This is a genomic window from Halorubrum sodomense (genome assembly GCF_900111935.1).
GTDB lineage: Archaea > Halobacteriota > Halobacteria > Halobacteriales > Haloferacaceae > Halorubrum > Halorubrum sodomense.
In genome coordinates this window covers 276,680-298,202 of sequence record NZ_FOYN01000002.1, presented here as the reverse complement: position 1 = coordinate 298,202, position 21,523 = coordinate 276,680, and the positions used below count along the sequence as shown (strand labels likewise).

At 72.7% G+C, this 21,523-nt stretch carries 22 protein-coding genes; 12 read left to right on the top strand and 10 right to left on the bottom strand.

Annotated elements, in window-relative coordinates; genetic code table 11:
- Positions 1–26: 26 nt before the first annotated feature.
- The gene (locus BM286_RS06390) at positions 27–959 is read right to left on the bottom strand and encodes an ABC transporter permease (RefSeq protein WP_245779330.1); all 933 of its coding nucleotides are present in this window, start codon (positions 957–959) and stop codon (positions 27–29) included.
- Positions 956–2,032, bottom strand: a complete 1,077-nt coding sequence (locus BM286_RS06385; RefSeq protein WP_092920749.1) for an ABC transporter ATP-binding protein — start codon at positions 2,030–2,032, stop codon at positions 956–958. Before BM286_RS06385 ends, BM286_RS06390 begins: the two co-directional genes overlap by 4 nt.
- Positions 2,033–2,087: 55 nt before the next feature.
- On the opposite strand from BM286_RS06385, the gene BM286_RS06380 reads away from it, so the two are divergent.
- The 4 genes from BM286_RS06380 (at position 2,088) to BM286_RS06365 (ending at position 3,671) form a co-directional block, all read left to right on the top strand.
- Entirely contained in the window at positions 2,088–2,546 is a 459-nt protein-coding gene (locus BM286_RS06380; RefSeq protein WP_092920748.1) for a hypothetical protein, read from the top strand.
- A 204-nt stretch (positions 2,547–2,750) separates the two neighbouring features.
- Complete coding sequence (locus BM286_RS06375; protein WP_092920747.1) at positions 2,751–3,050, top strand: hypothetical protein; 300 nt, start codon at positions 2,751–2,753, stop codon at positions 3,048–3,050.
- Positions 3,040–3,459, top strand: coding sequence for a hypothetical protein (locus BM286_RS06370; protein WP_092921320.1), 420 nt, complete (start codon positions 3,040–3,042; stop codon positions 3,457–3,459). The genes BM286_RS06375 and BM286_RS06370 overlap by 11 nt, the downstream gene beginning before the upstream one ends.
- Positions 3,456–3,671 carry a helix-turn-helix transcriptional regulator gene (locus tag BM286_RS06365; protein ID WP_092920746.1) on the top strand — a complete coding sequence of 72 codons (216 nt, stop codon included), beginning with the start codon at positions 3,456–3,458 and terminating at the stop codon, positions 3,669–3,671. The genes BM286_RS06370 and BM286_RS06365 overlap by 4 nt, the downstream gene beginning before the upstream one ends.
- A gap of 85 nt (positions 3,672–3,756) precedes the next feature.
- On the opposite strand, the gene BM286_RS06360 is transcribed toward BM286_RS06365, so the two are convergent.
- The 3 genes from BM286_RS06360 to BM286_RS06350 are packed head-to-tail and all read right to left on the bottom strand — an operon-like array spanning position 3,757 to position 5,651.
- Positions 3,757–4,698 (bottom strand): ABC transporter substrate-binding protein, encoded by a 942-nt coding sequence (locus tag BM286_RS06360; protein WP_092920745.1) that lies wholly within the window; start codon positions 4,696–4,698, stop codon positions 3,757–3,759.
- A gap of 30 nt (positions 4,699–4,728) precedes the next feature.
- Complete coding sequence (locus tag BM286_RS06355) at positions 4,729–5,004, bottom strand: hypothetical protein (RefSeq protein WP_092920744.1); 276 nt, start codon at positions 5,002–5,004, stop codon at positions 4,729–4,731.
- A complete protein-coding gene (locus BM286_RS06350) occupies positions 5,001–5,651 on the bottom strand; it encodes a class I SAM-dependent methyltransferase (RefSeq protein ID WP_092920743.1) in 651 nt (216 codons plus the stop codon). Before BM286_RS06350 ends, BM286_RS06355 begins: the two co-directional genes overlap by 4 nt.
- Before the next feature lie 160 nt (positions 5,652–5,811).
- On the opposite strand from BM286_RS06350, the gene BM286_RS06345 reads away from it, so the two are divergent.
- Together BM286_RS06345 and BM286_RS06335 are read left to right on the top strand one after the other, a co-directional pair.
- Positions 5,812–6,180, top strand: a complete 369-nt coding sequence (locus tag BM286_RS06345; RefSeq protein WP_092920742.1) for a VOC family protein — start codon at positions 5,812–5,814, stop codon at positions 6,178–6,180.
- A 611-nt stretch (positions 6,181–6,791) separates the two neighbouring features.
- A complete protein-coding gene (locus BM286_RS06335; RefSeq protein ID WP_092920741.1) occupies positions 6,792–7,550 on the top strand; it encodes an HFX_2341 family transcriptional regulator domain-containing protein in 759 nt (252 codons plus the stop codon).
- A gap of 65 nt (positions 7,551–7,615) precedes the next feature.
- On the opposite strand, the gene BM286_RS06330 is transcribed toward BM286_RS06335, so the two are convergent.
- The 4 genes from BM286_RS06330 to BM286_RS06320 form a co-directional block, all read right to left on the bottom strand.
- A complete protein-coding gene (locus tag BM286_RS06330) occupies positions 7,616–8,641 on the bottom strand; it encodes a hypothetical protein (RefSeq protein ID WP_092920740.1) in 1,026 nt (341 codons plus the stop codon).
- A 134-nt stretch (positions 8,642–8,775) separates the two neighbouring features.
- The gene (locus tag BM286_RS15520; RefSeq protein ID WP_167603338.1) at positions 8,776–8,949 is read right to left on the bottom strand and encodes a hypothetical protein; all 174 of its coding nucleotides are present in this window, start codon (positions 8,947–8,949) and stop codon (positions 8,776–8,778) included.
- A gap of 74 nt (positions 8,950–9,023) precedes the next feature.
- Positions 9,024–10,076, bottom strand: coding sequence for a zinc-dependent alcohol dehydrogenase family protein (locus tag BM286_RS06325; protein WP_092920739.1), 1,053 nt, complete (start codon positions 10,074–10,076; stop codon positions 9,024–9,026).
- A 53-nt stretch (positions 10,077–10,129) separates the two neighbouring features.
- Positions 10,130–11,215, bottom strand: coding sequence for a sulfite exporter TauE/SafE family protein (locus BM286_RS06320; RefSeq protein ID WP_092920738.1), 1,086 nt, complete (start codon positions 11,213–11,215; stop codon positions 10,130–10,132).
- Positions 11,216–11,511: 296 nt separating this feature from the next.
- Between BM286_RS06320 and BM286_RS06315 the strand changes: the two genes are divergently transcribed.
- The 6 genes from BM286_RS06315 to BM286_RS06290 all read left to right on the top strand — a co-directional run bounded on the left by BM286_RS06315 (position 11,512) and on the right by BM286_RS06290 (position 20,014).
- A complete protein-coding gene (locus tag BM286_RS06315) occupies positions 11,512–13,893 on the top strand; it encodes a type II/IV secretion system ATPase subunit (protein WP_092920737.1) in 2,382 nt (793 codons plus the stop codon).
- Positions 13,890–15,881: a type II secretion system F family protein gene (locus tag BM286_RS06310; protein WP_092920736.1), complete on the top strand. Its 1,992-nt coding sequence runs from the start codon at positions 13,890–13,892 to the stop codon at positions 15,879–15,881. Before BM286_RS06315 ends, BM286_RS06310 begins: the two co-directional genes overlap by 4 nt.
- A gap of 73 nt (positions 15,882–15,954) precedes the next feature.
- Positions 15,955–16,638, top strand: coding sequence for a hypothetical protein (locus tag BM286_RS06305; RefSeq protein WP_092920735.1), 684 nt, complete (start codon positions 15,955–15,957; stop codon positions 16,636–16,638).
- A 424-nt stretch (positions 16,639–17,062) separates the two neighbouring features.
- Positions 17,063–17,758, top strand: coding sequence for a CRISPR-associated protein Cas4 (locus tag BM286_RS06300; protein ID WP_092920734.1), 696 nt, complete (start codon positions 17,063–17,065; stop codon positions 17,756–17,758).
- 290 nt (positions 17,759–18,048) lie between these two features.
- Positions 18,049–19,653 carry an alpha-isopropylmalate synthase regulatory domain-containing protein gene (locus BM286_RS06295; protein ID WP_092920733.1) on the top strand — a complete coding sequence of 535 codons (1,605 nt, stop codon included), beginning with the start codon at positions 18,049–18,051 and terminating at the stop codon, positions 19,651–19,653.
- Positions 19,654–19,702: 49 nt separating this feature from the next.
- Positions 19,703–20,014, top strand: coding sequence for a hypothetical protein (locus tag BM286_RS06290; RefSeq protein ID WP_092920732.1), 312 nt, complete (start codon positions 19,703–19,705; stop codon positions 20,012–20,014).
- Between the two features lie 57 nt (positions 20,015–20,071).
- On the opposite strand, the gene BM286_RS06285 is transcribed toward BM286_RS06290, so the two are convergent.
- Complete coding sequence (locus BM286_RS06285) at positions 20,072–21,517, bottom strand: MATE family efflux transporter (protein ID WP_092920731.1); 1,446 nt, start codon at positions 21,515–21,517, stop codon at positions 20,072–20,074.
- Positions 21,518–21,523: the final 6 nt, after the last annotated feature.

Here is a 21,523-nt window from a genome sequence, read left to right as displayed (position 1 = left end):
CGCGCACGTCGACGCCGACCCGTCGGTCAGTAGTCGCCGAGCACGCCGAGCCGCCGCGCCCGCCCCGTCGCGTACTGGAAGACGAGGTAGCCGCCGAGCAGGTAGCCGACCGCGACCGCGACGAGCAGCGCCAGGTCCGCGAGCGGGAACTCCCACAGCCGCACGCCGTCGACCATCACGCGCTGGAGCATGGCGCTGCCGTGCGCCAGGGGAAGCACGCGCGTCCACGGCAGGTCGAAGACGGGCGCGGAGATCAGTCCGACGAAGCCGAACTGGAGCAGGTTGAGCCAGTTGCCGATCCGCTTGTACAGCACCGTCACGCCGCCCGCGGCGAAGCCGAGGCCGAGCACCGAGACGATCGACAGGCCGGCGACGACGACCACCGTCACCGGCGCGAGGCTGAGCCGCGTCCCGGTCGCGAGGAGCATCACCGCGAGGATCACCGCGCTCGTGAGGAACGTCCGCACCACCTTCGCGACCCCCTTCAGCAGCGCGACGGGCGCGAAGCCGAACGGCGTGGTGATGTGGCGTTCGAGGGTGCCCCACTGCACCTCGCTACCGATGTCGTTCGACACCGACGAGTACGCGCCCACCGCCAGCGTCCACAGGAAGTAGCCGACGACGATCCCCTCGATCGAGTCGGCGAGCGCCTGCCCCGCGAGCAGCTGGCCGCCGAGGAACAGTGCGGCGAAAAAGAACAGCGACACCACGATCCCCCCGATCGCGTTGGCCGGGTACCGCACGAAAATGAGGAACTCCCGATAGAGGACCGCCCGCGCCAAGTGGTAGTAGGTGGCCGGCCGGGGCTCGTCGCCGGTCGCGGGTTCGTCGCCGGTCGCGGGTTCGTCGCCGGTCGCAGGTTCGTCGCCGGTCGCGGGCTCGTCGCCGGTCGCGGGCTCGTCGCCGGTCGCGGGACCGGCGGTCGGGGACGCGTCCGGGGGCCGCCCGCCCCCGCTCACGAGGACTCACCTCCGAGCCCGGCGCCGGCGGCGTCGGGAACGGTGCCGGTGCGTTCGAGGAACACGTCCTCGAGGTCCGGCTGGACCGTCCGGATGTCGGAGACGGTGACGCCGGCCGCGCGGAGCGCGTCCGTCAGCTCGTACAGTCGGTCGCCCCCGGCGGCCACCGTCACCGCGGGCGGGGTCGCCTCGCGGTCGACCCCGACGATTTCGAACCGCTCGCGGAGCCCGTCGACCGTCTCCGCGTCCAGGTCCGGGCTCGCCACGCGCACCGCGTCGCTCGCGGCGGCGCCCAGCAGCGCCTCGACGGTGTCGTCCGCGACGATCCGACCGTTCGACAGCATCACGACGCGGTCGCAGACCGCCTCGATCGTCGTCATGTCGTGGCTGCTGACGACGATGGTGAGCCCCTCCTCGGCGGCGAGCCGGCGCAGCTCCGCCCGCAGCGTCCGCGCGCTCTCGACGTCGAGCCCGAGCGTCGGCTCGTCGAGGAAGACCAGCTCGGCGCCGCCCGCCAGCACGCTCGCGAGCGACACCTTCTGTTTCATGCCACGCGAGAGGTCGCGAACCGGCGTGTCGGCCTTGTCGGCCAGGTCGAGGCGGTCGAGTAGCCGGTCGTGGCGCGCCGCCACCGAGTCGGGGTCGACGCCGCCGATCGTCGCGAAGTACCGGAGGTTCTCCCGGACCGTGAGCCGCCAGTAGTCGTTTCGCGCGCCCTCCAGCATCGCGTCCACGTCCGCGTAGGCCGCCCGGCGACCGTCGCGCACGTCGGTGCCGAACACCCGCACCGACCCCGCGTCGGGGATGACGATCCCCAGCGCGCACTTGATCAGCGTCGTCTTGCCCGCGCCGTTCGGCCCGAGCAGACCCACGACCGACCCGCGCTCGACCCTGAGGCTCACGTCGTCGACCGCGACCACGGCGTCGTCGCCGTCACCGAACCGCTTGGTGAGCCCCTCGACCGCGAGGGCCGGCGGGCCGGGCTGATCGTCGGGCGATTCCGCGCCGCGTGCCGCGTCCGTCTCGTCGCGCTCGCGGGGACCGCCGCGCGCGCTCGTCGCGCTCCGTGCCATCGCCCGCCGTACGGGCCGGCGGCGGATATATCCGCGCTCGCCGGCGACCCCCGGCGTGGACCTCGACCGCTTCGCCGCGGACGCCCCCTGCGACGACGCGCCCGGCGACGCCCGCGTCTGCGTCGTCGCGACCCGGCCGGACACCTTCGAGCGCTGCCGCGACGGCTTCTACCCCGCGCCGCGGTCGTACGACCGCACCCGCGCTGCCTTCGACTACATGGCCTTCTATCGGACCGCGCCGGCGTCCGCGGTCACGCACTACGCCCGCGTCGTCGACCGGACCGAACAGACCCGAGGCGAGCCGGGACCGATGGCCGAAGCCGACTGGGAGGCGCTCATCGACCCGTTCTCCGAGGAGCGCGTCGTGATCGTCTTCGCGTTCGACGACCTCGTGCCGCTGGAGCGCCCCGTCGAGAACGACCTGAACGGCGTGCGCGGCGCGTGGTACTGTACCGTCGCAGATCTGCGCGCGGCGGAGACGCTGTCGGGGCTCCGCGACCGGTCCGAAACCTGATCTGCCGGGCGAGTCCGCCCGTCCGTCACGGCCCCGTAGCGCCGACGGCGTAGAGAGAGTTCGCCGCCAATTTTAAGTGAGTGGGTGTAAAGAGTGTTTTACTGTAAAGCGCGGTTGACACCGCGTGCGCCACGCCATGACCGACAGACCGTCACGCCCGGTCCGGGTCCTCGCGCCCGCGGCCGGTCAGGGAGGTGAGCCCGCATGATAGAGCCCGTCACCGCCGTCGCGCTCGGCTACATACTGGTGCTGTTCGCCGTCGGAGCGTACGCCGAGCGGCGGTTCGCCGCGGCCGATCCGCTGTTGAGCGTCCCCGGATGGGTCCGCACCGTCGTCGCCGGACTCGCGCTGGGCGGCCCCTGGCTGGTGTACTTCGCCGGCCTGCTGCCCGTCTCGGACGGCGCCGTCGCCCACGCGGTGGTGCTGACCGCCGCGCTGGTGCTGTGGGTGCTCGCCGAGCGGCTGGTCGGGGTCGTCGACGGAGGCGGTGCCGGTGCCTGCTGACGCCACCGGGCCGTCGAGCGAGGACTGGCTCGCGGCCCGGACTCGCTACCGCCGGCTGTCGACGGGGTCGCTGCTCGGCGGCGTCGCCGGCCTGTTGACCGCCGACGCCGCCGGCTTCCCGCTGGTCGCCGTCGGCGTCTACTGGCTGGGGGTCGTCGGCTTCTTCGCGGTCCGGCGGGCGGCGCCGATGACGCTGTTCGACGAGCGCGACTGCGCCCTGGAGCGCCGCGCCAGCTACGACGCCCTGCGCGTGGTCGGCGGCGCGCTCATCGTCGGGGCACCGGCGGCCGCCGCCCTGGAGCAGACGGGCCGGCTGACCGTCCCGCCGGTCGTCGACGGGGCGCTGTTCGGCGTCGCGACCACCTTCGGCGTCTTCGGGCTCGCATACCTCGCCCGGCGGTACGCATGAGAAACGACGTCCGCGAGCGCCGGGAGGCGGCGGGGCTCAGTCAGGGCGACCTCGCGGCCGCGCTGGAGGTGTCCCGACAGACGGTCAACGCCATCGAGCGGGACCGCTACGACCCCTCCGTCGAGCTCGCGTTCAAGCTCGCGCGGTTCTTCGACTGCCACATCGAGGAGCTGTTCGACCCCGACCTCGACTGGGAGCCGCCCCGGGAGTGAGTGGCGGACGGGAATCGGCGTCGACGTGTGGATTCGCGCCCCCGGACGGTGTTCTCCACGGGAGAGGCCCGACGCCGCGTCGACGTCACCCGCCGTCGGCGCGCACCGAGGGCGTCGCCGCGTCGACGCGCGCGATCCGTTCGCGGTCGCCCGGCTCGGTCGCGGCGTGATCGGGATGGAGACACGCGAACAGCGCCTCCAGCGAGTCGACGAGCCGGTGGCTCGGTCGGTTGAACAGCCCGTTGCCGTCGACGGCGTAGACGCGACCCTCCGCGACCGCCGCGATCTCGTCGGACCCGGGCCGTGCCGCGAGGTCGTCGACCGCGTCGACGGCGCGGTCGCGGTCGAACCCGCAGGGCGCGACGACGAGCGCCTCCGGGTCGTGTGCCCGCAGGTCCTCCCACGCCACCGGCTCGGAGGGGCCGTCCGGCTGGAACGCGGGGTCGCCGCCCGCGAGTTCGACCATGTCGCGCACCCAGTGGCCCGCCCGGATCGGCGGCTCCGTCCAGTCGAGGACGGCGACGCGGGGCCGGCCCGCGTCGGCGACCGCCCGCTCGGCGCGCTCGCGGACCGCGTCGACGCGCTCACGGAGGTCGGCCCGGAGGTCGCTCGCCGCCGCCTCCGCGCCGACCGCGGCGCCGATGCGTTCCACGTCGTCGAGCGCGTCCCCGAACGAGTGGGGGTCCAAGGCGAGCACGTCGGGCACGGGGTCGAGGCGCGCGGCGGCCGCGCGGACCTCGCTCGCGTCGACCGCGCAGATGTCGCAGGTCGCCTGCGTGACGAGCAGGTCGGGGTCGAGGGCGGCGAGCCGATCCTCGTCGAGGTCGTAGACGGCGCCGTCGACCTCGCGCATCTGCTCGTCGATGTCGGCCGCGGAGCGGTCGGCGTGGTCGACGACCGTGCTCGTCAGCGTCGGCAGGTCGCGGGCCGCGGGCGGGTGGTCGTCGCTGTGCGACACGCCGACCGGCTCGACGCCGAGCGCGAACAGCGTCTCCGTGGCGGAGGGGAGGAGGGAGGCGACGCGCATACGTGAGGGGAGGCGCTCGGGGATCAAAAGTCAGGGGTTCGGCTCGCCGACGACATCGGCGGCCGCCGCCGCGTACGCGGCCGCGAGGTCGCCGTTCGGGAGGGCGTCGCGCGCGGCCGCACAGCCCCACCGGACCCGGTCACGCCGCTCGCCGGGTGGGAGCTTGTTCGTCGCCACCGTCTCCGCGGTGTCGAGCAGGGCGCGCGCGGTGTCGGCGTCGCCGCGCTCGGCGGCCGCCTGCGCCTCCGCGAGCAGTTGGTCGAGGCTCGCCCGCACGTCGTGGGGGACCTCGTCGGGGTCGGTCACGGCTGCGTTCGGTCCTCTTTGCCCTCGCCCGCCAGCCTCGCGAACGCGAACTCGGTACTACTCCCGAGGGGGTCGGTCGCGGTCCGCGTCTCGACGTCGGTGAACCCCGCCGCCCGGAGCTGGTCGAGCGTGCGCTCGCGGCCGGGCGCGGAGAAGAACATCTCCCCGCCCATCCAGCCGCGGCGAACCGTCTCGAACCGGCCGCTCGGGAGGGTCATGAGAACCCGGCCACCCGGGCGGAGGACGCGGGCGAACTCGTCGTACACCTCGGGGTGGCGCTCGCGCTCGACGTGAAACACCGCGTGGTACGCCGTGACCGCGTCGAAGCGGTCGGCCGCGAACGGGAGCGCGGACATCTCGCCGTGGACGAGGCGGGCGTCGGGCACCGTCTCGGCCGCGAGCTCGAGCCCGCGCCGGGAGACGTCGAGTCCGACGCTGCCCGGCGGCAGGTTCGCGAGCGTGCGGGCGCCGTCGCCGCAGCCCACGTCGAGGACGGACGGATCGGCGGCGGAGTCGGTCTCGGGGTCGTCCGCGAGGGCGTCGCGCAGGTCGTCGATCAGCGCCGCGTCCGAGCCGTCGGGGTCGCGGCGGGCGGCGTACGTCTCCGCGACCTCGTCCCACGCGCGGCGCACCGCGTTGCGGTCCATGCGGGGCGTACGAGCGCGAGCGACAAGATTGCTCGGGCGAATCGGCGAGGATGGGGCGTCGGCTGCGCGGGGGTCAGCGAACCGACGACTCGCCCGTAACGACGCGGGGCCGGCGAGACGACGGTCGGGCATTTATGCCGCTGCCGCGCGACGCCGACGCATGGAGATTCTCCACACCTGCCTGAACGTGGCGGACGCCGACCGGGCCGCCGACTGGTACGTCGACGAGCTCGGGTTCGAGCGCTCCTGGGAGTTCACGGTCGCGGACGGCGACACGCGCAACGTGTACGTCGCGGACGGCAACGGCGTCGAGTTCCAGCTGTCGGACACGCCCGGGGAGGCGCCGAGCGCGGACGGCGACCGCTACGACCACGTCGCCGTCGGCGTCGACGACGTGGACGCGGCGTTCGAGGACGTCGATCACCACGGCGTCGTGGAGGCGCCGACCGACCACCCGGAGGCCGGCGCGCGGGTCGCCTTCGTGAAGGACCCCGACGGCCACGTCGTCGAGCTGATCGAGTCGCTCTGATCGGTCGCGGCCGGTTCGGAAATGAGGTCCGGGACGCGATCGACACTGTGCGCCTGCCTCGCCGCCGACGGAGATCAGGTCCTCGTACCACCACCGCGTGTCGATGCCGTTCTTCCGGAAGCTCAACACCGTGCCGCCCCAGTCCCCATCACGGGCGGCCGCGACCAGCGGCTCGCGGGCGACCGGCTTGCCGTTCGGCGCCACCGCGTCCCCCAGTCGAGGAACACCTCGGCAGCGTCGCTGTCGGCCGCCGAGCGCATCATGTCCTCGTCGCGATCTGGCGGACTCGGCACGGTGGCAACCGGAGGGCGGATCGGGGTCGCCGAGGTCGGACGTGGGCCGGACGACCGTGAAAAGAATACTGCGTTCGCCGACGAGGTCTCAGGCGACGAAACCGGCGGTCACCGAGACGGGGGGGGAGGGCCGAACGGGGCGACCGACGGAACGCCGACCCGCGTTGTTCGGGTAGAGGGGGAGAACACACGTCTGCGGGGACCTTTGTCGGCGATCGGATACAACGCCCTCGGTCGGATATGAATTACGCTGACACAGACAAAACAAACGACAATGTGATCATAATCGTCAATATCGTCCCGATAATCAGCTGATATATGAACGATCTCGACGTGCCGAAACGTGTCCATATCGTTCCGCTGGGATACGAATTGGACCGGATCGTCCGTCCGGTCGTCGACGGGAACGCCGACGAGGTGATCCTCCTCGAACCCGACGCCGACAAAGAGGGCGTCGACCGACCGTCATACCACGAGACGGCCCGTCAACGCGTTCGAGACGAAGGGATTCGGACCGAGACCGTCGAGTGCGACATCTTCAATCTCTTCAGTTCGCTCGGGACGATCGCCGAGATCTCGAACCGTCTCCGTGACCACAACGTCTACGTGAACCTCGCGTCGGGGTCGAAGGTGACCGCGATCGGCGGGATGATCGCCTGTATGGTCACCGGCGCGATCCCGTACTACGTCCACGCGGAGGAGTACGCGGGCGGCGAGGAGCGACCGGTGGCCTCGGGCGCGAAGCCACCGGAGACACTCCCGAAGTACCCGATCGAGGAGCCGAACGCCGAACGCGTCGCCGTCCTCGCGTACGTCGAACGGAACCAGCCCGTCACCAAGAGAGAACTCATCGACTACGGCCGCCGGGAAGGCCTCCCTTTCGTCGAGCGCTACGACACCGATGGGGTTCAGAACCCGAAACGCGGGTACTACCGGCGGCTCAACACGCACGTCGTCGAGCCGCTTGAGAGCCGCGGGTTCCTCGAGGTCGAGGAACACTCCAAGTATCAATACCTTTCCGTCACCGAGAGCGGATCGAACCACCTGCGCGCGTTCCGCTACCTGCTCCGCGACTGAGTCGAGCCGCGATCGATGACACACCCCCGCGGCCTCACGAGTCCGGCACCGCAGCCTGCCCACGCCTACGCGTTCGGGGCGGGCCGTGTGAACCAGTACCCGTACCCGAACGGAACGGCGCCCGTCACGACGCTGAACAGCACCGCGAGCGGCCCGAAGACCAGCCCGACGACCCCGAGCGCGCCCGCGATCGCCGCCGTGGCGAGGAGCCCGATCCCGAGCGTCACACCGGCGAGCAAGGCCCAGCGTCGCTGCGCGGCGAGCACGCCGGCGAGGGCGCCCGACGCGACGACGGTCGCGCTCGCGGGGCCGGTGACGAAGCGGGAGAGCGAACCGCTCTCGAACAGGGCGGTGCCGACGAGCGCGACCGGGAGCCCGAGCGCGGCGACCGCGGCGGCTCGACGCGGGGTGAGGAGGCGGTCGCGCGTCGGCTCTCGGTAGCGGTACGCGAGGAGGCCGAGCGCGACCGCGACGTACCCGCGGCCGACCGGCGTGAGGACGAAGCCGACGGCGGCGCTCGCGACCTGCGCGAAGACGGCCGCCTCGCTTTCGACCGCGACGGCGTAGTACGCCCCGTCCTGCCGGTACAGTCCCGACCGGATGGTCGCGTTCGTCGCGGTCCCCTCGTCGATGGCGGTCCGCACGCCGGGCGACGCGTTGGCGACCGGGCGCGCGACGGCGTCGAACACCGTCTCGGGGTCGGTCTCCCGCATCTCGATCGTCGCGTTCGTCGTCTCGCCGCGCGTCGAGAGCGACCACTCGTAGTAGGTCCCGTCGTACGCGACGTACGGCGGTTCCACGTCCCCGATCGCGGTGTACAGCTCCGGCGAGAGCGACCCCGCGAACGATCCGGTCGCGGCGGCGGTCCGGACCGGCTCCCTGTACCGCTCAGGGGTGTCGGCGAGCCGCTCGTCGAGGTCGGTGACGTTGCGCGACGCGTCCGCGACCGGGGCCGGGTCCTCGCCGGGTTCGACGGCCGTCGCCTCGTAAGTGATCTGCGTGTCGCCCGCCGTCGCGTGGAAGGCGAAGCTGAGTCCGAGACCGACGACGAGGAGGGCGATGATCGCGACCGTTCGGGCGGAGGGAGGCACGGACCGGGATACATGAGAAGCAGTTGTAAATTTGTGGTTCGGGAGTCGGACGAGGCCGAGATGGGGCGGTCGCTCGGGGCCGGCGACGCACGAAAGAAACGTCGGGGTTCGAGGCGGGGTCGTGCCCGACCGCGTCAGTCGTCGGCCGGGGCGCGCGGCTCCGCCGGGGGCTCGGTCTCCTCCGTCTCGCCCGCCGGCTCGTCGACCGCGTCGACGTCGGGGGTGTCGTCGAGCTCGTCCGCCTCCTCGGACCGGTGACGCGCCTGGACCTCCTCCCAGGTCATCGCCTCGTCGTGGTGGTGGCACATGACAACGAGTAGCAAGGGACGAACGCTTCTAAAGGTTACGCCGAATCGAACGGGAGACGCGTTCTCGCGGCCGGTTACGCGTCGCCGTGGGGCTTCACCAGCACCTTGATCGCCTCGCGCTCGTCCATCATCCGGTACCCTTCGGCCACGTCGTCGAGGCCGACCGTCTCGGTGAAGACCGGCGCGGGGTCGAGCGTCCCCTGGAGCACGTCCGTCATCAGCTCGTCGGCGTACGCGCGGACGGGGGCGACGCCGCCCGCGAGCGTGACGTTCTGGCCGAACATGCCGAACACGTCGAGTCCCGCCTCCTCGACGCCGTAGGGGACGCCGACGTACCCGATCGTCCCGCCGGGACGGACGGCGTCGATCGCGGTGTTCATCGCGCTCGCGGCGCCGACGCACTCCATCACGTGGTTCGGCCCGCCGTAGGTGAGCTCTCGGATGCGCTCGACCGCGGCCTCCCCGCGCTCGGAGACGGTCTCGGTGGCGCCGAACTCCGCGGCGAGTTCGAGGCGGTCCTCGTGGTGCCCGACCGCGACGATGCGCTCGGCGCCGAGCCGGCGGGCCGCGAGGACGCCGCAGAGCCCGACCGCGCCGTCACCGATGACGGCCACGGTCGACCCCTCCTCGACGCCCGCGCTGACGGCCGCGTGATGGCCGGTGCCCATGACGTCGGTGAGCGGGAGTAGCGACCGGAGCGTGTCCTCGTCGTCGGCGTGCCGGTCTGGGACGCGGACGAGGGTGCCGTCGGCGTGGGTCGAGCGGACGTACTCGCCCTGGCCGCCGCCGTTGTCGCCGCCCCACGAGTCGCCGTTCTCGCAGGACGTGTGGAGCCCCTTCCGGCAGAACTCGCACTCGCCACAGGAGATGGCGAAGGGGGCGAGGACGCGGTCGCCCGGGTCGACGGCGGTGACGTCGTCGCCCACCGCCTCGACGATTCCCATCGGCTCGTGGCCGACCGGGGAGCCCGCGTCGCGGTCGCTGTCGCCGCGGTAGAACCAGAGGTCGGAGCCGCAGATCGCGGTGTGGGTGACGCGGACGATCGCGTCCGTGGGGGCCTCGATCTCGGGGCGGGGTCGCTCTTCGACGCCGATCTCGCCGGGGCCGTTGAAGACGGCTGCGCGCATACCGTCGATGCGGCGCGAACGCACAAAAGCGCGGCGTCAGCGATCCCGTTGGCTCAGATCCCGCCGCCGGCCATCGCGAACAGCGCGACGGCGATGACCGCGAACAGCCCGCCCACGCCCGCCTTGATCGTCCCCGTGTCCAGCGCCGTCGAGACGTACGGCGCGACCTGGCCGCCGAGCGTCGTCGCCGGGACCGTCCAGACGACCATGTTCCACGGCGTCGTCGCCAGGTCGATCGCGTGGCCGCCGACCAGTCCGCCGCCGAACACGTGAACCACCGAGGCCAGCACGGCCGTCGTCGCGACGACGATGTGGTTCGTGCCGATGGCGACGCGCACCGGCACCTGCGTGCGGAGCATCGAGATGATCCCGAGCTCGCCGATGCCGAAGCCGGCGAGCCCCTGGAACACCCCGCCGACGCTGTAGTTGAGGAACCGTTCGAGGTAGCCGCCCCGGGAGTACGTGTAGTCGTCGCCGTCGCGGTCGACGCGGGTGACGGTGCCGGAGTCGTCGGTGTCGACGCCCGCGGGCCCGAGCTTGTTCTCGTCGTCGGGGAGGTCCCGCGCCGACCCGCCGTCGGTCGCGACCTCCTCGTCCGCCTCGCTTTCGGTCGGGTCGCCGTGAGCCAGATTGGCCTTGAAAAGCAGGTACGCGGCCGCCAGCAGGGCGATCCCCAACAGCGCGTGGAACAGGGGCTCGGGGATGACGAAGGAGAGCAGCGCCCCGCCGACCACGAAGGGGATACCCCCCAGCACGAGCGACAGCGAGAGACGCCGGTCGACGAGCCCGTACTGGATGAACGCGAGCGACGAGCTCGACAGGCCGAACGACTCGCTGATGAGCCCGATCTGTACCAGCGTCGTCGGCTCCAGGGGATACGCGACCAGCGGGAAGACGAAGATGAGGAACGGCACGAACAGCGCCGACCCGCTTATTCCGACGGTGTTGACGACGGTGGCGCCGGTGGCGAACGCCAGGAACAGCCACCAGTACTCGGTCCAGTAGCCGACCCCGGCGTCGGGGGGCGTCGGCGCGAAGGCGTACACCCCCGCGACGAACAGGAGCGGGGCGAGGAACACGAAGACGTGCTGATAGCGCAGAAAGGCGCGCTGAACGTCGCTCGACAGTGACGTGCTCATTGAGGCGTGGAACGCGAATTACGTGTGATGTCATAAATTCGTTTCCACACGTCACGATAGTTATGAACGATCGTCAACGTCTATGATTCCGCCGTAGCGGCCTTCGTGACGGCGAAGGACGAACGGCCGATCGAACGTTTCCGCGGCCCGAAATGAACGCACTGTGACAGAAAAGAAACGGTTAAACGGAGCCGTCGGTCACCCGTGGATCGAACGATGACGCGGAAGATCGGGACCGCGGCGCGCGGCGGTTCGGGGACGACGACGGGCGCTCTGCGAGCGCGGGGGACGGCACGGTGAGTGACGGCCCGACCCTGCGGATCGGCGAGGAGTCGGGCGACGCCGACGACTCCGTCCCGGCGCCGGTGCCGCCGGACGACCCGGAGGCGTGGTACGCGCCCGACGTCCGGGCGCAGTACGAGGCGGCTCCCGGCGTGGTCGCGACGGTCCGCGAGCGCGACGGCGGGCGGTTCGGCTACGACGTCCGCGAGCCGCCGCTGTCGCCCGCCGACGAGCGCGCGCTCGAGCGCGTCCGCGACCACTTCTCGGCGGTCGGCCACCGCCGCCCGCTCACGCGGGTCGGCGTCGTCGAACGCGCCGAGCGCGGGTTCGAATCGAAGTACGAGCAGGCGATCGACCGACTGGTCGACGCGAGCGCTGCCGCGCGCCGGCGGATCGATTACCACGCGCTGCGGGAGTTCCGGCTGCTCGGCGAGCTCACCCCGGTCGCCTTGGACGACCGGATCGCGGTGGCCGACATCGGAGACGACCGCGAACTGGTGGTCCACACCGAGACGTTCGCCCCGCTCGAGACCGGCATCGACGCGGACGCCGACTACGTCGAACGGGTGGCCGCCGAGCGACTTGCGCAGTACGCCGTCGAGTTCGCCGGGCTCGCGGTCGACGTGGTCGTCTACCGCGAGCGGCTGCTCGGCTCCGACGCGTTCGAGACGAAGTACGCCGTGTTGGAACCGGACCTGCTCCCGGGCGACGAGGCGCTCATCGAAGAGTGTAAATCGCGGATCTGGGAGACCACCGTGAGCGACGTGGTGGAGGACCGCGAGTCGTTCGTCGCCGCCCGCGCGCGCCGATTCCTCTCGCGGCGGCTGACCGCGCGTAACACCCGCGAGTGGTTCGACGCCGCGGTCCACCGGGTGAGGTCGGCGCTCGCTGACCGGGGGCTCGCCGCGCCGCCGGTCGACTCGCGGTACGCCCGCGACCGGCTCGACGACCTGGCGTACTACGTGTTGCGCGACTTCGTCGGGGAGGGGATCCTCACGGTCCCGATCCGCGACCCCCACCTCGAAGACGTGGAGGCGAACCGCGTCGGCGAGCGCGTGAAGGTCGTCCCGCGGGCGTCGATGCTTTCGGGCGCGGCAGGCGAGGCGGAGAGCTTCGAGGCCGACGACGCCCCCGAAGCCGGCGCCCGTATCCCGACGAACCTCGCGTTCGGAGAGGAGACGACGTTCGTCAACGTCGTCACGGGGATCGCCGCCCGCGACGGCACGGAGCTGAACGCCTCGACGCCCTCCGCGAAGGTGAACCTCGAACTGGACGGGGTGCCACAGACGATCCGGTGTGCGGTGGCGCTCCCGGTCATCTCCGAGGGCGGCCCGCACGTCTCGATCCGGAAGCAGCGGGCGGACGCGCTCACACCGGTCGACCTGATCGGTCGGGGAACGCTGTCGTCCGACCTGGTGACGCTCTTGTGGCTGCTGTACGAACACCGCGGCGTCGTCCTCTTCGCCGGCCCGACCGGCGTGGGAAAGACGACGCTGCTGAACGCCCACGCGCCGTTCATCCCCTTCGACGCCCGCCCGGTCTCCGTCGACGAGGGGTCCCGCGAGGTCCGACTTCCCCACGAGACGGGCGTCTCGCTCACCACCCGGGACCACGAGGACGCCTACAAGTCGGTGGGGATGGCGGAGCTGATGACCGAAGCCAACTACCTGAATCCCGACGTCGAGGTGATAGCCGAGATCAACACGCCCGAGAGCTTCGAGACCTTCGCGGAGAGCCTGAACACCGGCCACGGCGTGATCGGGACGACGCACGCGGAAGACGTCGAGGCGCTGGCCAACCGCCTCCGCGACCGGGACCTGTCCGCCCGTCTGCTCCGCGAGGTCGACCTCGTCGTCTTCCCCCGACAGGTCGACGGCGAGCGCTACGTCTCCCGGGCGATCGAACCCCTCTCCGAGGCCGCGTACGACGGCCTCGACCCGGAGGCGAAACGGAGCCCGACCGGCGACCCGAAACGGGGCGGGGCGGGCGTCGTCGAGACCGGCGCGGAGTCCGTCCCCTACAACACGGTCGCCTGGCGCGACGGCGACGGGGCGTTCCGATTCCCCGGTGCCCCGGGCGGCGACGGGGCCGAGGGAGCGGGCGCGACTCGGTCGAGCGACGCTCCGGGCGGCGGTCGCGGGGGTGGCCCGCGGTTCCGCGTGTTCGACCGGATCGCGAACCGGACCGATCGGGACCGCGAGGCCGTCGCCGCCGAGTTCGAATCGAAGCGCCGGTACGTCGAGTACCTCGTGCGGGACGGGGTCGACGGCCCGGACGAACTCTTCGAGTTCCTCGCCGACCTGCGCACCGACGAGGCGGCGACCGTCGAGCGCGCCGCCCGGACGATGGATCGGGGCGACGAGAGAGCCGAGCGCGCGGAGGAGGGGCGGCGGTGAGCCGGCGTCGCACGACCGGGACGGCCGGGGCGGGCGCGAACGAGTCGCTCGCGACGGGCGGCCGGCTGGCGGTCCTCGACCGCGTCTGCTACGCGCTGTTCGCGCGGCACGCGAGCGACCGCCGACACGACGCCGATCGGAAGCGGTACCGCGGCACCGCGCTCGACACCGGCTTCGAGACGTACCTCTCGCGGGCCTACGGCCTCTCGTGGGTCGTCGCGGTCGCCGTCTTCCTCCCGGCGTTGGTCGTCGCCGCGGGGGCCGCGCCCGCGGTCGCGGCCGCGGTCGAGGCGCGGTTCGGCGCGGCGCTGCTCTCGTCGGGACCGACGGCGGCGCCCGCGCCGACGCCGGACTCGGTCGGCCCGCTCCGGACCGGGCGGGCCGCGCTGCTCGTCGCGGTCGCGGTCGCGCTCCTCGCGAAGCGCGCGACCGTGGCGGCCGCCGGGCTCGGCCTCCGGTGGGTGGCCTCGACGCGTCGGACGGACATCGAGCGCACTCTTCCCGGGGCGGTGCGGTACCTCGAACTGCTCTCCTCGGGGAGCGACGAGCCGCGGGCGATGCTCCGGAAGGCGGCCGACGGCGACGCGTACGGCGGCACCGCGACCTCGCTGCGAAAGGCGCTCAACGCCGCCCGCCTCGCCGGGAGCTTAGACGAGGGGCTCCGGCGGGTCGCCCGGGACACGCCGTCGCGGGAGCTGCTCGCGCCGTTCCTGTTGAAGTTCCGGAAGCACGCCGCGACCGGCGACGCGGCGCTCTCGGAGTTCCTCGCGACCGAGCGCCGAATGTTATCCCACCGACAGGACCGCGCCCGGAAGCGGGCCCGGCGGTTCCTCGAACTGCTCACGGAGCTGTTCGTCGCCCTGCTGGTGTTGCCGGCGCTGATCGTCATCGGCGCGACCGCGCTGTCGGTCGTGATCCCCGAGCTGCTTCCGCCGGTTCCCACGCCCGTCGGCGTGGTGCCGACGCGGGCGGTCGTCCTCTACGGGGCGGTCGCGTTCCTCGTCGCGTTCGGGCTCGCGGCCGCGGTCGCGGTCGGGACGCTCCGGCCGCCGAGCCAGCGCGCGAGCTACGAGACGCCCGCGAGCCCGCGGGCGGTCCTCGAGACGGCCGGCCGCAACCCCGCGGCCACGGCGGTCGTCGTCGCGGGGCCGGCCGCCGCGCTCGCGGGCTGGCTCGCGCTCGCGGGCTACACACTCGTCAACGTCGTCCTGATCGGGTACGCCGCCTTCGCGGTGCCGGTCGGACTCGTCGCGGCGCGACGCACCCGGATCGACGACGCGAAGGACCGCGAGCTGGCCGACTTCGTTCACGCCGTCTCGGGCCACGTCGCGCAGGGGCGTCCGCTCGAAGCCGCGGTCGCGGCGGTCGCGCGCGACGCGGACCTCGGCGTCCTCGACGACGACGTGGCCGACCTCGCGTTCGCGCTGCGCTCGACGACGGCGCCCGAGGAGGCGACCCGAGCGGGCGCCGGCCCCGCCGGGGAACCGGCCGCGGTCGACGTCCGCGCGGCCGCGATCGATCGGTTCGTCGACCGCGTGGGAACCCCCCTGGCGGCCGCGACCCTCGGGCTCGTCACGGGCGCGCTGAACGCCGGCGGCGACGCCGACGCGGTGTTCGAGACGCTCCGGATCGAGGTCGGGCGGCTGTACAGCGAGCAGCGCGCGCTCCGCTCGTCGATGCAGCCGTACATCGCGGTCGGCTGGGGCGCGGCGGTCCTCGTCGCCGGCGTCGTCGCGGTCGTGAACACGCAGGTGGTCGACGCCGCGCGCCTCGCTGAGATCGCCGCCGCCTCGGAGGCGGTCTCGAAGCCGAGCGGGGTTCATCCGGAACTGGAGCGCTTCCGGCTGTACGTCGTCACGCAGGCGACGGTGCTGGCGTCCGGGTGGTTCGCCGGGACCGCGGCTCGGGGGCGCTACGCCGCGCTGCTTCACTCGGGCGCGCTGGTGGCGTGCTGTTACGTGGTGTTCACGGTCGGTGGGCTGGTGTGAGGTCGCAACGCCGGCGGTGGGGGCGCCGCGCCGACACGACCCTTTTCTGCCGCCCCCGCGTATATCGAACCCCATGGACGAGAAGACCGCCGACCTCCGCGACCTGTTCGTCGAGGCCACCGGCGCCGAGACGGTCACCGAGCGTCAGGACGCGGAACGGGGAACCCTCGTCGACCGCGACGACGAGGCCACGGACGAGCGCCTCCGCGACCTCGTCGCCGCGATGCGCGAGCGGTACGGCTTCTCGACGCCCCTCGACGACGCCGCCTACGCGCTGGTCGCCCGCGGCCGGTTCGCGGACGAGGGCGACGCCGCGATCGCGGCGGCGATCCGGGAGGCGCTCGAAGCGCGGGAGATGGGTGACGGCGATACCGAGGTCGACGCCGAGACGGTCCGAAAAGCACGCCTCGACCTCCACCTCGTCCGCGAGTCGGACCGCGAGGTCGACGTGGACGGCGGCGGGGGCGAGGAGGGCGCCGATCCGCCCTTCGAGTACGCCGACCTGAAGCGCCTGACCGCGGCCGGCAACTCGATCGTCGAGTGCGCCGAGGAGCTGGAGGCCCCGCCGGACACGGTCGCCCGGTACGCCGCGGTCGCGCGCACGGATATCGCCTCCACGCGGGCGAACGACCGCTTCCGCGACGCGTTCCGCGACCTGCTCACCGACGCCGACATCGAGGGGTCGCTCGCGAGCGACGCCCGCGAGGACGGCCTCCGCGAGGCGACCGAGGACATCGAGACCGACGTGTCGTTATAAGTAGCTCACGGTGGCTCGGCGGCGAACACCGCCGAATTTCCCGCCGCTCTTTTATAAATAGTTACTGACGGGTCCGCGACGAACACCGCCAAAGCCCCAGCCGCGACGGCTCGGTGCGCTCGCTGCGGTCCTCGTCACTCGCTTCGCTCGCTCCTGCGGTCCTTGCGTCGCGCGCCTTCGCCCTCGCGGCTGCCCCTTTGAGTCCCGCCCCACCGCACAGCGGCCGCACCCCACGCCTCCCCAGCCTCGTCGGCCGGCCTCCGCTTCGCTCCGGCCGCCCGACTCCCTCGCGCGTGCGACTCGCGGCCGCAGGCCGCTCGTCGGCACGCAGTGAGGCGCGACGCGCCTCTTACAGCCGGCGGCAGAGCCGCCGGCGACGCCACCGCAGTTCTATTTATAAATGAAGCCGCGGCCAACCCCTCGCGTGACCCTCGTCCCGTTCAGCGACCTGGCCCGCGCGGCGTACTGCCCCCGGCAGCTCTACTACGTCCGGCGCGACGACGAGCGAAGCGTCCCACCGAAGGCGCGCGAGCGGATCGACCTCGCCTTCCGGTACGACGAGCTGGTCGACGCGCCGGACCGAGCGTTGCGGCAGCTGCCCCTCCACCGGTCGCCGGCCGCCTACCGCCGAAACCTCGACCGGCTCCGCGAGCGCGACGAGTACGGCGCCTTCGTCGACCCCGCGAGCGAGCGCGGGTTCCTCTCGGGCAAGGACTGTCACGGGACCGTTCACAAGGTACTGGAACCGGACGGGGGGACCGAGGATCCGGCCGGTACCGAGCCGTCTCCCCCGCCCGTGCCGACGCTCGTCTCGTCGGGCGAGCCGCCGGAGGACGGCGTGTGGGAGCCGCAGGCGGTCCGCGCGGTCGGAATCGCGAAGGCGCTGGCGTGGGAGCGCGAGCGGGAGATCGAGCGCGCGCTCGTCGAGTACCCGGCGGTCGGAGTCGTCCGAGAGGTCCGGCTCACGCTCCGGAAGAAGGCGGCGTATCGCAAGGCGCTCCGCGCGGCGCGCTCGATCGACGGCCCGCCGTCGCGCGTCGACGACGGGCGGTGTGACGCCTGTGACTACGCCGCCGAGTGCGGCACCCGGCGGCGGTCGCTCCGGTCGCTGCTGGGGTGAGGCGGAAATTCCCGTCTTCGGGCCGTCGAAGGCGCGTCGAGGGATCGTCGCCGGATCGGCGGTCTCGGCGACGATCAGTTGGCCATACCTGACGCGACCCGACTGTTTATCCGTGTGTGCGTCGTTCGCACGGGTACGAATGACGCGAGACGAACGCGTTCGTTCGGAGGATAGAGGAAGTCGCCTCACGGCGGCTGGCCGCGAAATTCTCCGGCGATAAGGACGACGGGGCACGACCGCCCCGCGGCGGCACCGACCCCGAGACCACCGACGAGCCGACGGACCCCCTTTTGACCCGAACCACACTCACAGACCTCGACGAGGTACAGCTGTTAGACACCACGCTGCGCGACGGCGAACAGATGCCCGGCGTCTCCCTGACGCCCGGCGAGAAGGTCGACGTCGCCCGCGAACTCGACGCCGCCGGCGTCCACCTGATCGAGGCCGGCTCGGCGTGTACCTCCGAGGGCGAGCGCGAGGCGATCCGCCGCGTCGCCGGCGAGGGACTGGACGCGACCGTGACGAGCTTCGCCCGCGGGGTTAAGCGGGACGTGGACCACGCGCTCGACTGCGGCGTCGACGGCGTGAACCTCGTCGTCCCCGCCTCCGACAAGCACGTCGAGACGAAGGTGGGGTCGACCCGCGACGAGGTCGTCGAGACGACGGTCGAACTCGTCGAGTACGCGAAAGACCACGGGCTGTGGGTGGAGGTGCTCGGCGAGGACGGCTCGCGCGCCGACCTCGACTACCTCGACCGCCTGCTCGGCGCCGGCCTCGACGCCGGCGCGGACCGGATCTGCTACTGCGACACCGTCGGCGCGGCCGACCCCGAGCGCACCGCCGCCGTCGTCTCGCGGCTCGCCGCCCTCGGCCCGACGAGCCTCCACACCCACGACGACCTCGGGTTCGGGCTGGCGAACGTCCACGCGGGACTGAAGGCGGGCGCCGACACCGTCCACGGCACCGTCCTCGGCGTCGGCGAGCGCGCGGGCAACGTCGCGCTCGAAGAGGTCGCAATCGCGCTCGGCGAGTCGTACGGCGTCGACACCGTGGAGCTGGATCGGCTCTACCGGCTCTGTCGGACCGTCTCGGAGGCGACCGGCGTCGCGCTCCCCCCGAACAAGGCGGTCTGCGGCGCCAACGCCTTCGCCCACGAGTCGGGGATCCACACCGACGGCACGCTGAAGGACGGGACGATGTACGAGCCGTACCCGCCCGAGACCGTCGGCCGCGAGCGCCGGCTCGTCCTCGGCAAGCACGCGGGACGCGCCGGCGTGAAGGCCGCGCTCGCGGAACACGACGTGGCGGTCGACGACGACGAGCTGCGCGAGGTCGTCGCCCGCGTCAAGGAGCTGGGCGAGCGCGGCAAGCGCGTCACCGACGCCGACCTGCTCGCGGTCGCGGACGACGTGCGGGGCCGCGAGCGCGAGCGCCACGTCGAGCTCGTCGACCTCTCGGCGACCTCCGGGGGCAACCTCCCGACCGCCTCCGTCCGACTGCGCGTCGGCGACGAGGAGCGCGTCGCCGCCGGCACCGGCGCCGGCCCGGTCGACGCGGGACTGGAGGCGGTCCGCGCGGCGCTCGCCGGCGACGAGGGCGGACGCGGGGGCGGCGACGGCGAGCGCGGGAGCGGGAGCGCGGAGCGCGAGGCCGGGAGCGACGGCGTCGCCTTCGACCTCGACTCCTACCACGTCGACGCGATCACGGGCGGCACGGACGCGGTCGTCACCGTCGAGGTGGACCTCTCGCGGGGCGACCGCTCCGTGAGCGTCTCGGCGTCGGACGCGGACATCACCCGCGCGAGCGTCGTCGGGATGGTCGACGGGCTCGACCGCCTGCTCGCGGCGGAGGCGGACGCCGCGGACGCCGAACCCGGCGCCGTGGCCGACGACTGAGCGCCCGCGTCTGACGAGGTTTTTAACTGACGGCGCTCGATCCCCGGGTGTGAGCGTCGTCGTCGCGATCAAGCCGTCGGCGCGGAAGCGGAACGCGAAGGTGGGGCGGCTCGTCTTCGAGGACGGGACCCGGCACGCCTTCGAGAGCCGCGCGGCCGCCGAGCGGTGGGCGGACGACCTCTCGGCCGGTGACGGCCACGTCTGGGTCGCGAGCGCGCACCCGCGCGACGGCGACGACGCGGACTGTTACCTCGTCTCGCGCGCGACGAACGCGAAGCTGGAGGCCGCCTACGACAAGCGCCGGCGGCGGCTCAGGGGCGACGCCGGCGCCGAACAAGAGTCGCTCGGCGGCGAGCCGTAGCGGACCGGGAGCGGCGCGACCGAAATCGGGAGCCACGGTCGTCGGCAGCGGCTCCCCCTACGAGGAGTCCTCGTCGGGCACTGGATCGGGCGCCGAGTCCGACCCCGCGTTCGACTCGGCGCCCGGACCGGACCCGCGCGCGTCCATCATGTCGGCGGCGCGGGTCGCCCACCCGGAGTAGTGGAACCCGGCTGCGACGACGAGCGCCATCCAGACGTAGGCGGCGGACACCCCGACGTACGCGCCCGCGGGACCGAGTCCCGCGGTGCGACCGAGCAGCCAAGAGAGCCCCAAGAACAGTCCGAACATCCCCGAGACGCGCGCGACGAGCGGAACCCGGGTCTCGCTCGCGCCCTGGAGCGATCCGGACAGCGCGGAGAAGCAGGCGAGCGCGGCCCCGGCGACCCCGTACACCCGCGCGAAGTCGACGGCGTAGCCGATCGTGGCCGCGTCGTCGGTGAATATCGGAACGAGCCGGGACGCTCCGACGACCAGTCCCGCCCCGATCGCGCCGACCGTCAGCACGCCGAGGCCCGCGACCGCCCACCCGTTGAACCGCGCGGCCTCCGGGTCGCCCTCGCCGAGCGCCTGGCCGACCAACACCGACGCCGCGACGTTGTAGCCCCGCGAGAGCGGCCCGGTCACCTGCTGGTAGACGCGGCGGCCGATCTGGAAGCCGGCGTTGACGGCCTCCCCGAAGCCCAACAGGAGGGCGTTGAACGGGAACTCCGCGATCTCGGAGCCGAACCCTTCCAACACGCGGGGCGCGCTCACGACGAGGAGCTGCTTCGCGACGGTGAGGTCGCGCGGCCACGCGAACTCCGCGTCGGTCCACGACCCCCAGATCGCGGCACAGAGCAGCCCGGCCGTGAGCACGTTGGCGCCCGCGGTCGCGAGGCCGACGCCGAGGACCTCCAGTCGCGGGAGGCCGAACAGGCCCAGCCCGAGGACGACCGAGCCGACGATGTTGACGGAGTTGGCGGCGATGTTGACGTACATCGGCGTCCGGGTGTCGCCGGTCCCCTGGAGCGCGCGGGCGCCGACCAAGGCGACGTGGCGGGCCGGGGCGGTCGCGAACACGATCGCGAGGTACGTCGATCCGAGGTCGACGACCGCGGGCGAGGTCCGCTCGCCGACGAGCCGGCCGAACACGCCGATCGCGAACTCGCCGTAGAGAAAGCCGAAGAGGACGAACGGGACCCCGGCGAGCGCGCCGAGCAGGATCGCCTGCGTCACCGCCTCGTCGCGGTTCTCCGCGGCGTCCGCGCCGGTGTCCTGCGAGGAGAGCGCGATGGCGCCGCCGCCGAGGCCGAGCCCGATCCGCAGCGGAAACCGGGCGTAGAGGTCCGCGAGGCCGATGGCGACGACCGCGGCCGGCGAGAACAGCGCGGTGACGAGGATGTCCGTCGTCCGCATCGCGGTGCGGAACGTCTGCTCGGCCATGACTGGCCACGCGAGCGAGAACACGCGCTTCCAGACGCGCCGCAGCCGCGGGAAGTCCATGCGTCA

Coding starts and splice junctions, on each gene's coding strand:
- BM286_RS06305 (WP_092920735.1), top strand. CDS start 15,955: ATGGACGAGAAGACCGCCGACCTCCGCGACCTGTTCGTCGAGGCCACC.
- BM286_RS06350 (WP_092920743.1), bottom strand. CDS start 5,651: ATGGACCGCAACGCGGTGCGCCGCGCGTGGGACGAGGTCGCGGAGACG.
- BM286_RS06385 (WP_092920749.1), bottom strand. CDS start 2,032: ATGGCACGGAGCGCGACGAGCGCGCGCGGCGGTCCCCGCGAGCGCGAC.
- BM286_RS15520 (WP_167603338.1), bottom strand. CDS start 8,949: ATGTGCCACCACCACGACGAGGCGATGACCTGGGAGGAGGTCCAGGCG.
- BM286_RS06285 (WP_092920731.1), bottom strand. CDS start 21,517: ATGGACTTCCCGCGGCTGCGGCGCGTCTGGAAGCGCGTGTTCTCGCTC.
- BM286_RS06320 (WP_092920738.1), bottom strand. CDS start 11,215: ATGAGCACGTCACTGTCGAGCGACGTTCAGCGCGCCTTTCTGCGCTAT.
- BM286_RS06335 (WP_092920741.1), top strand. CDS start 6,792: ATGAACGATCTCGACGTGCCGAAACGTGTCCATATCGTTCCGCTGGGA.
- BM286_RS06345 (WP_092920742.1), top strand. CDS start 5,812: ATGGAGATTCTCCACACCTGCCTGAACGTGGCGGACGCCGACCGGGCC.
- BM286_RS06365 (WP_092920746.1), top strand. CDS start 3,456: ATGAGAAACGACGTCCGCGAGCGCCGGGAGGCGGCGGGGCTCAGTCAG.
- BM286_RS06325 (WP_092920739.1), bottom strand. CDS start 10,076: ATGCGCGCAGCCGTCTTCAACGGCCCCGGCGAGATCGGCGTCGAAGAG.
- BM286_RS06375 (WP_092920747.1), top strand. CDS start 2,751: ATGATAGAGCCCGTCACCGCCGTCGCGCTCGGCTACATACTGGTGCTG.
- BM286_RS06360 (WP_092920745.1), bottom strand. CDS start 4,698: ATGCGCGTCGCCTCCCTCCTCCCCTCCGCCACGGAGACGCTGTTCGCG.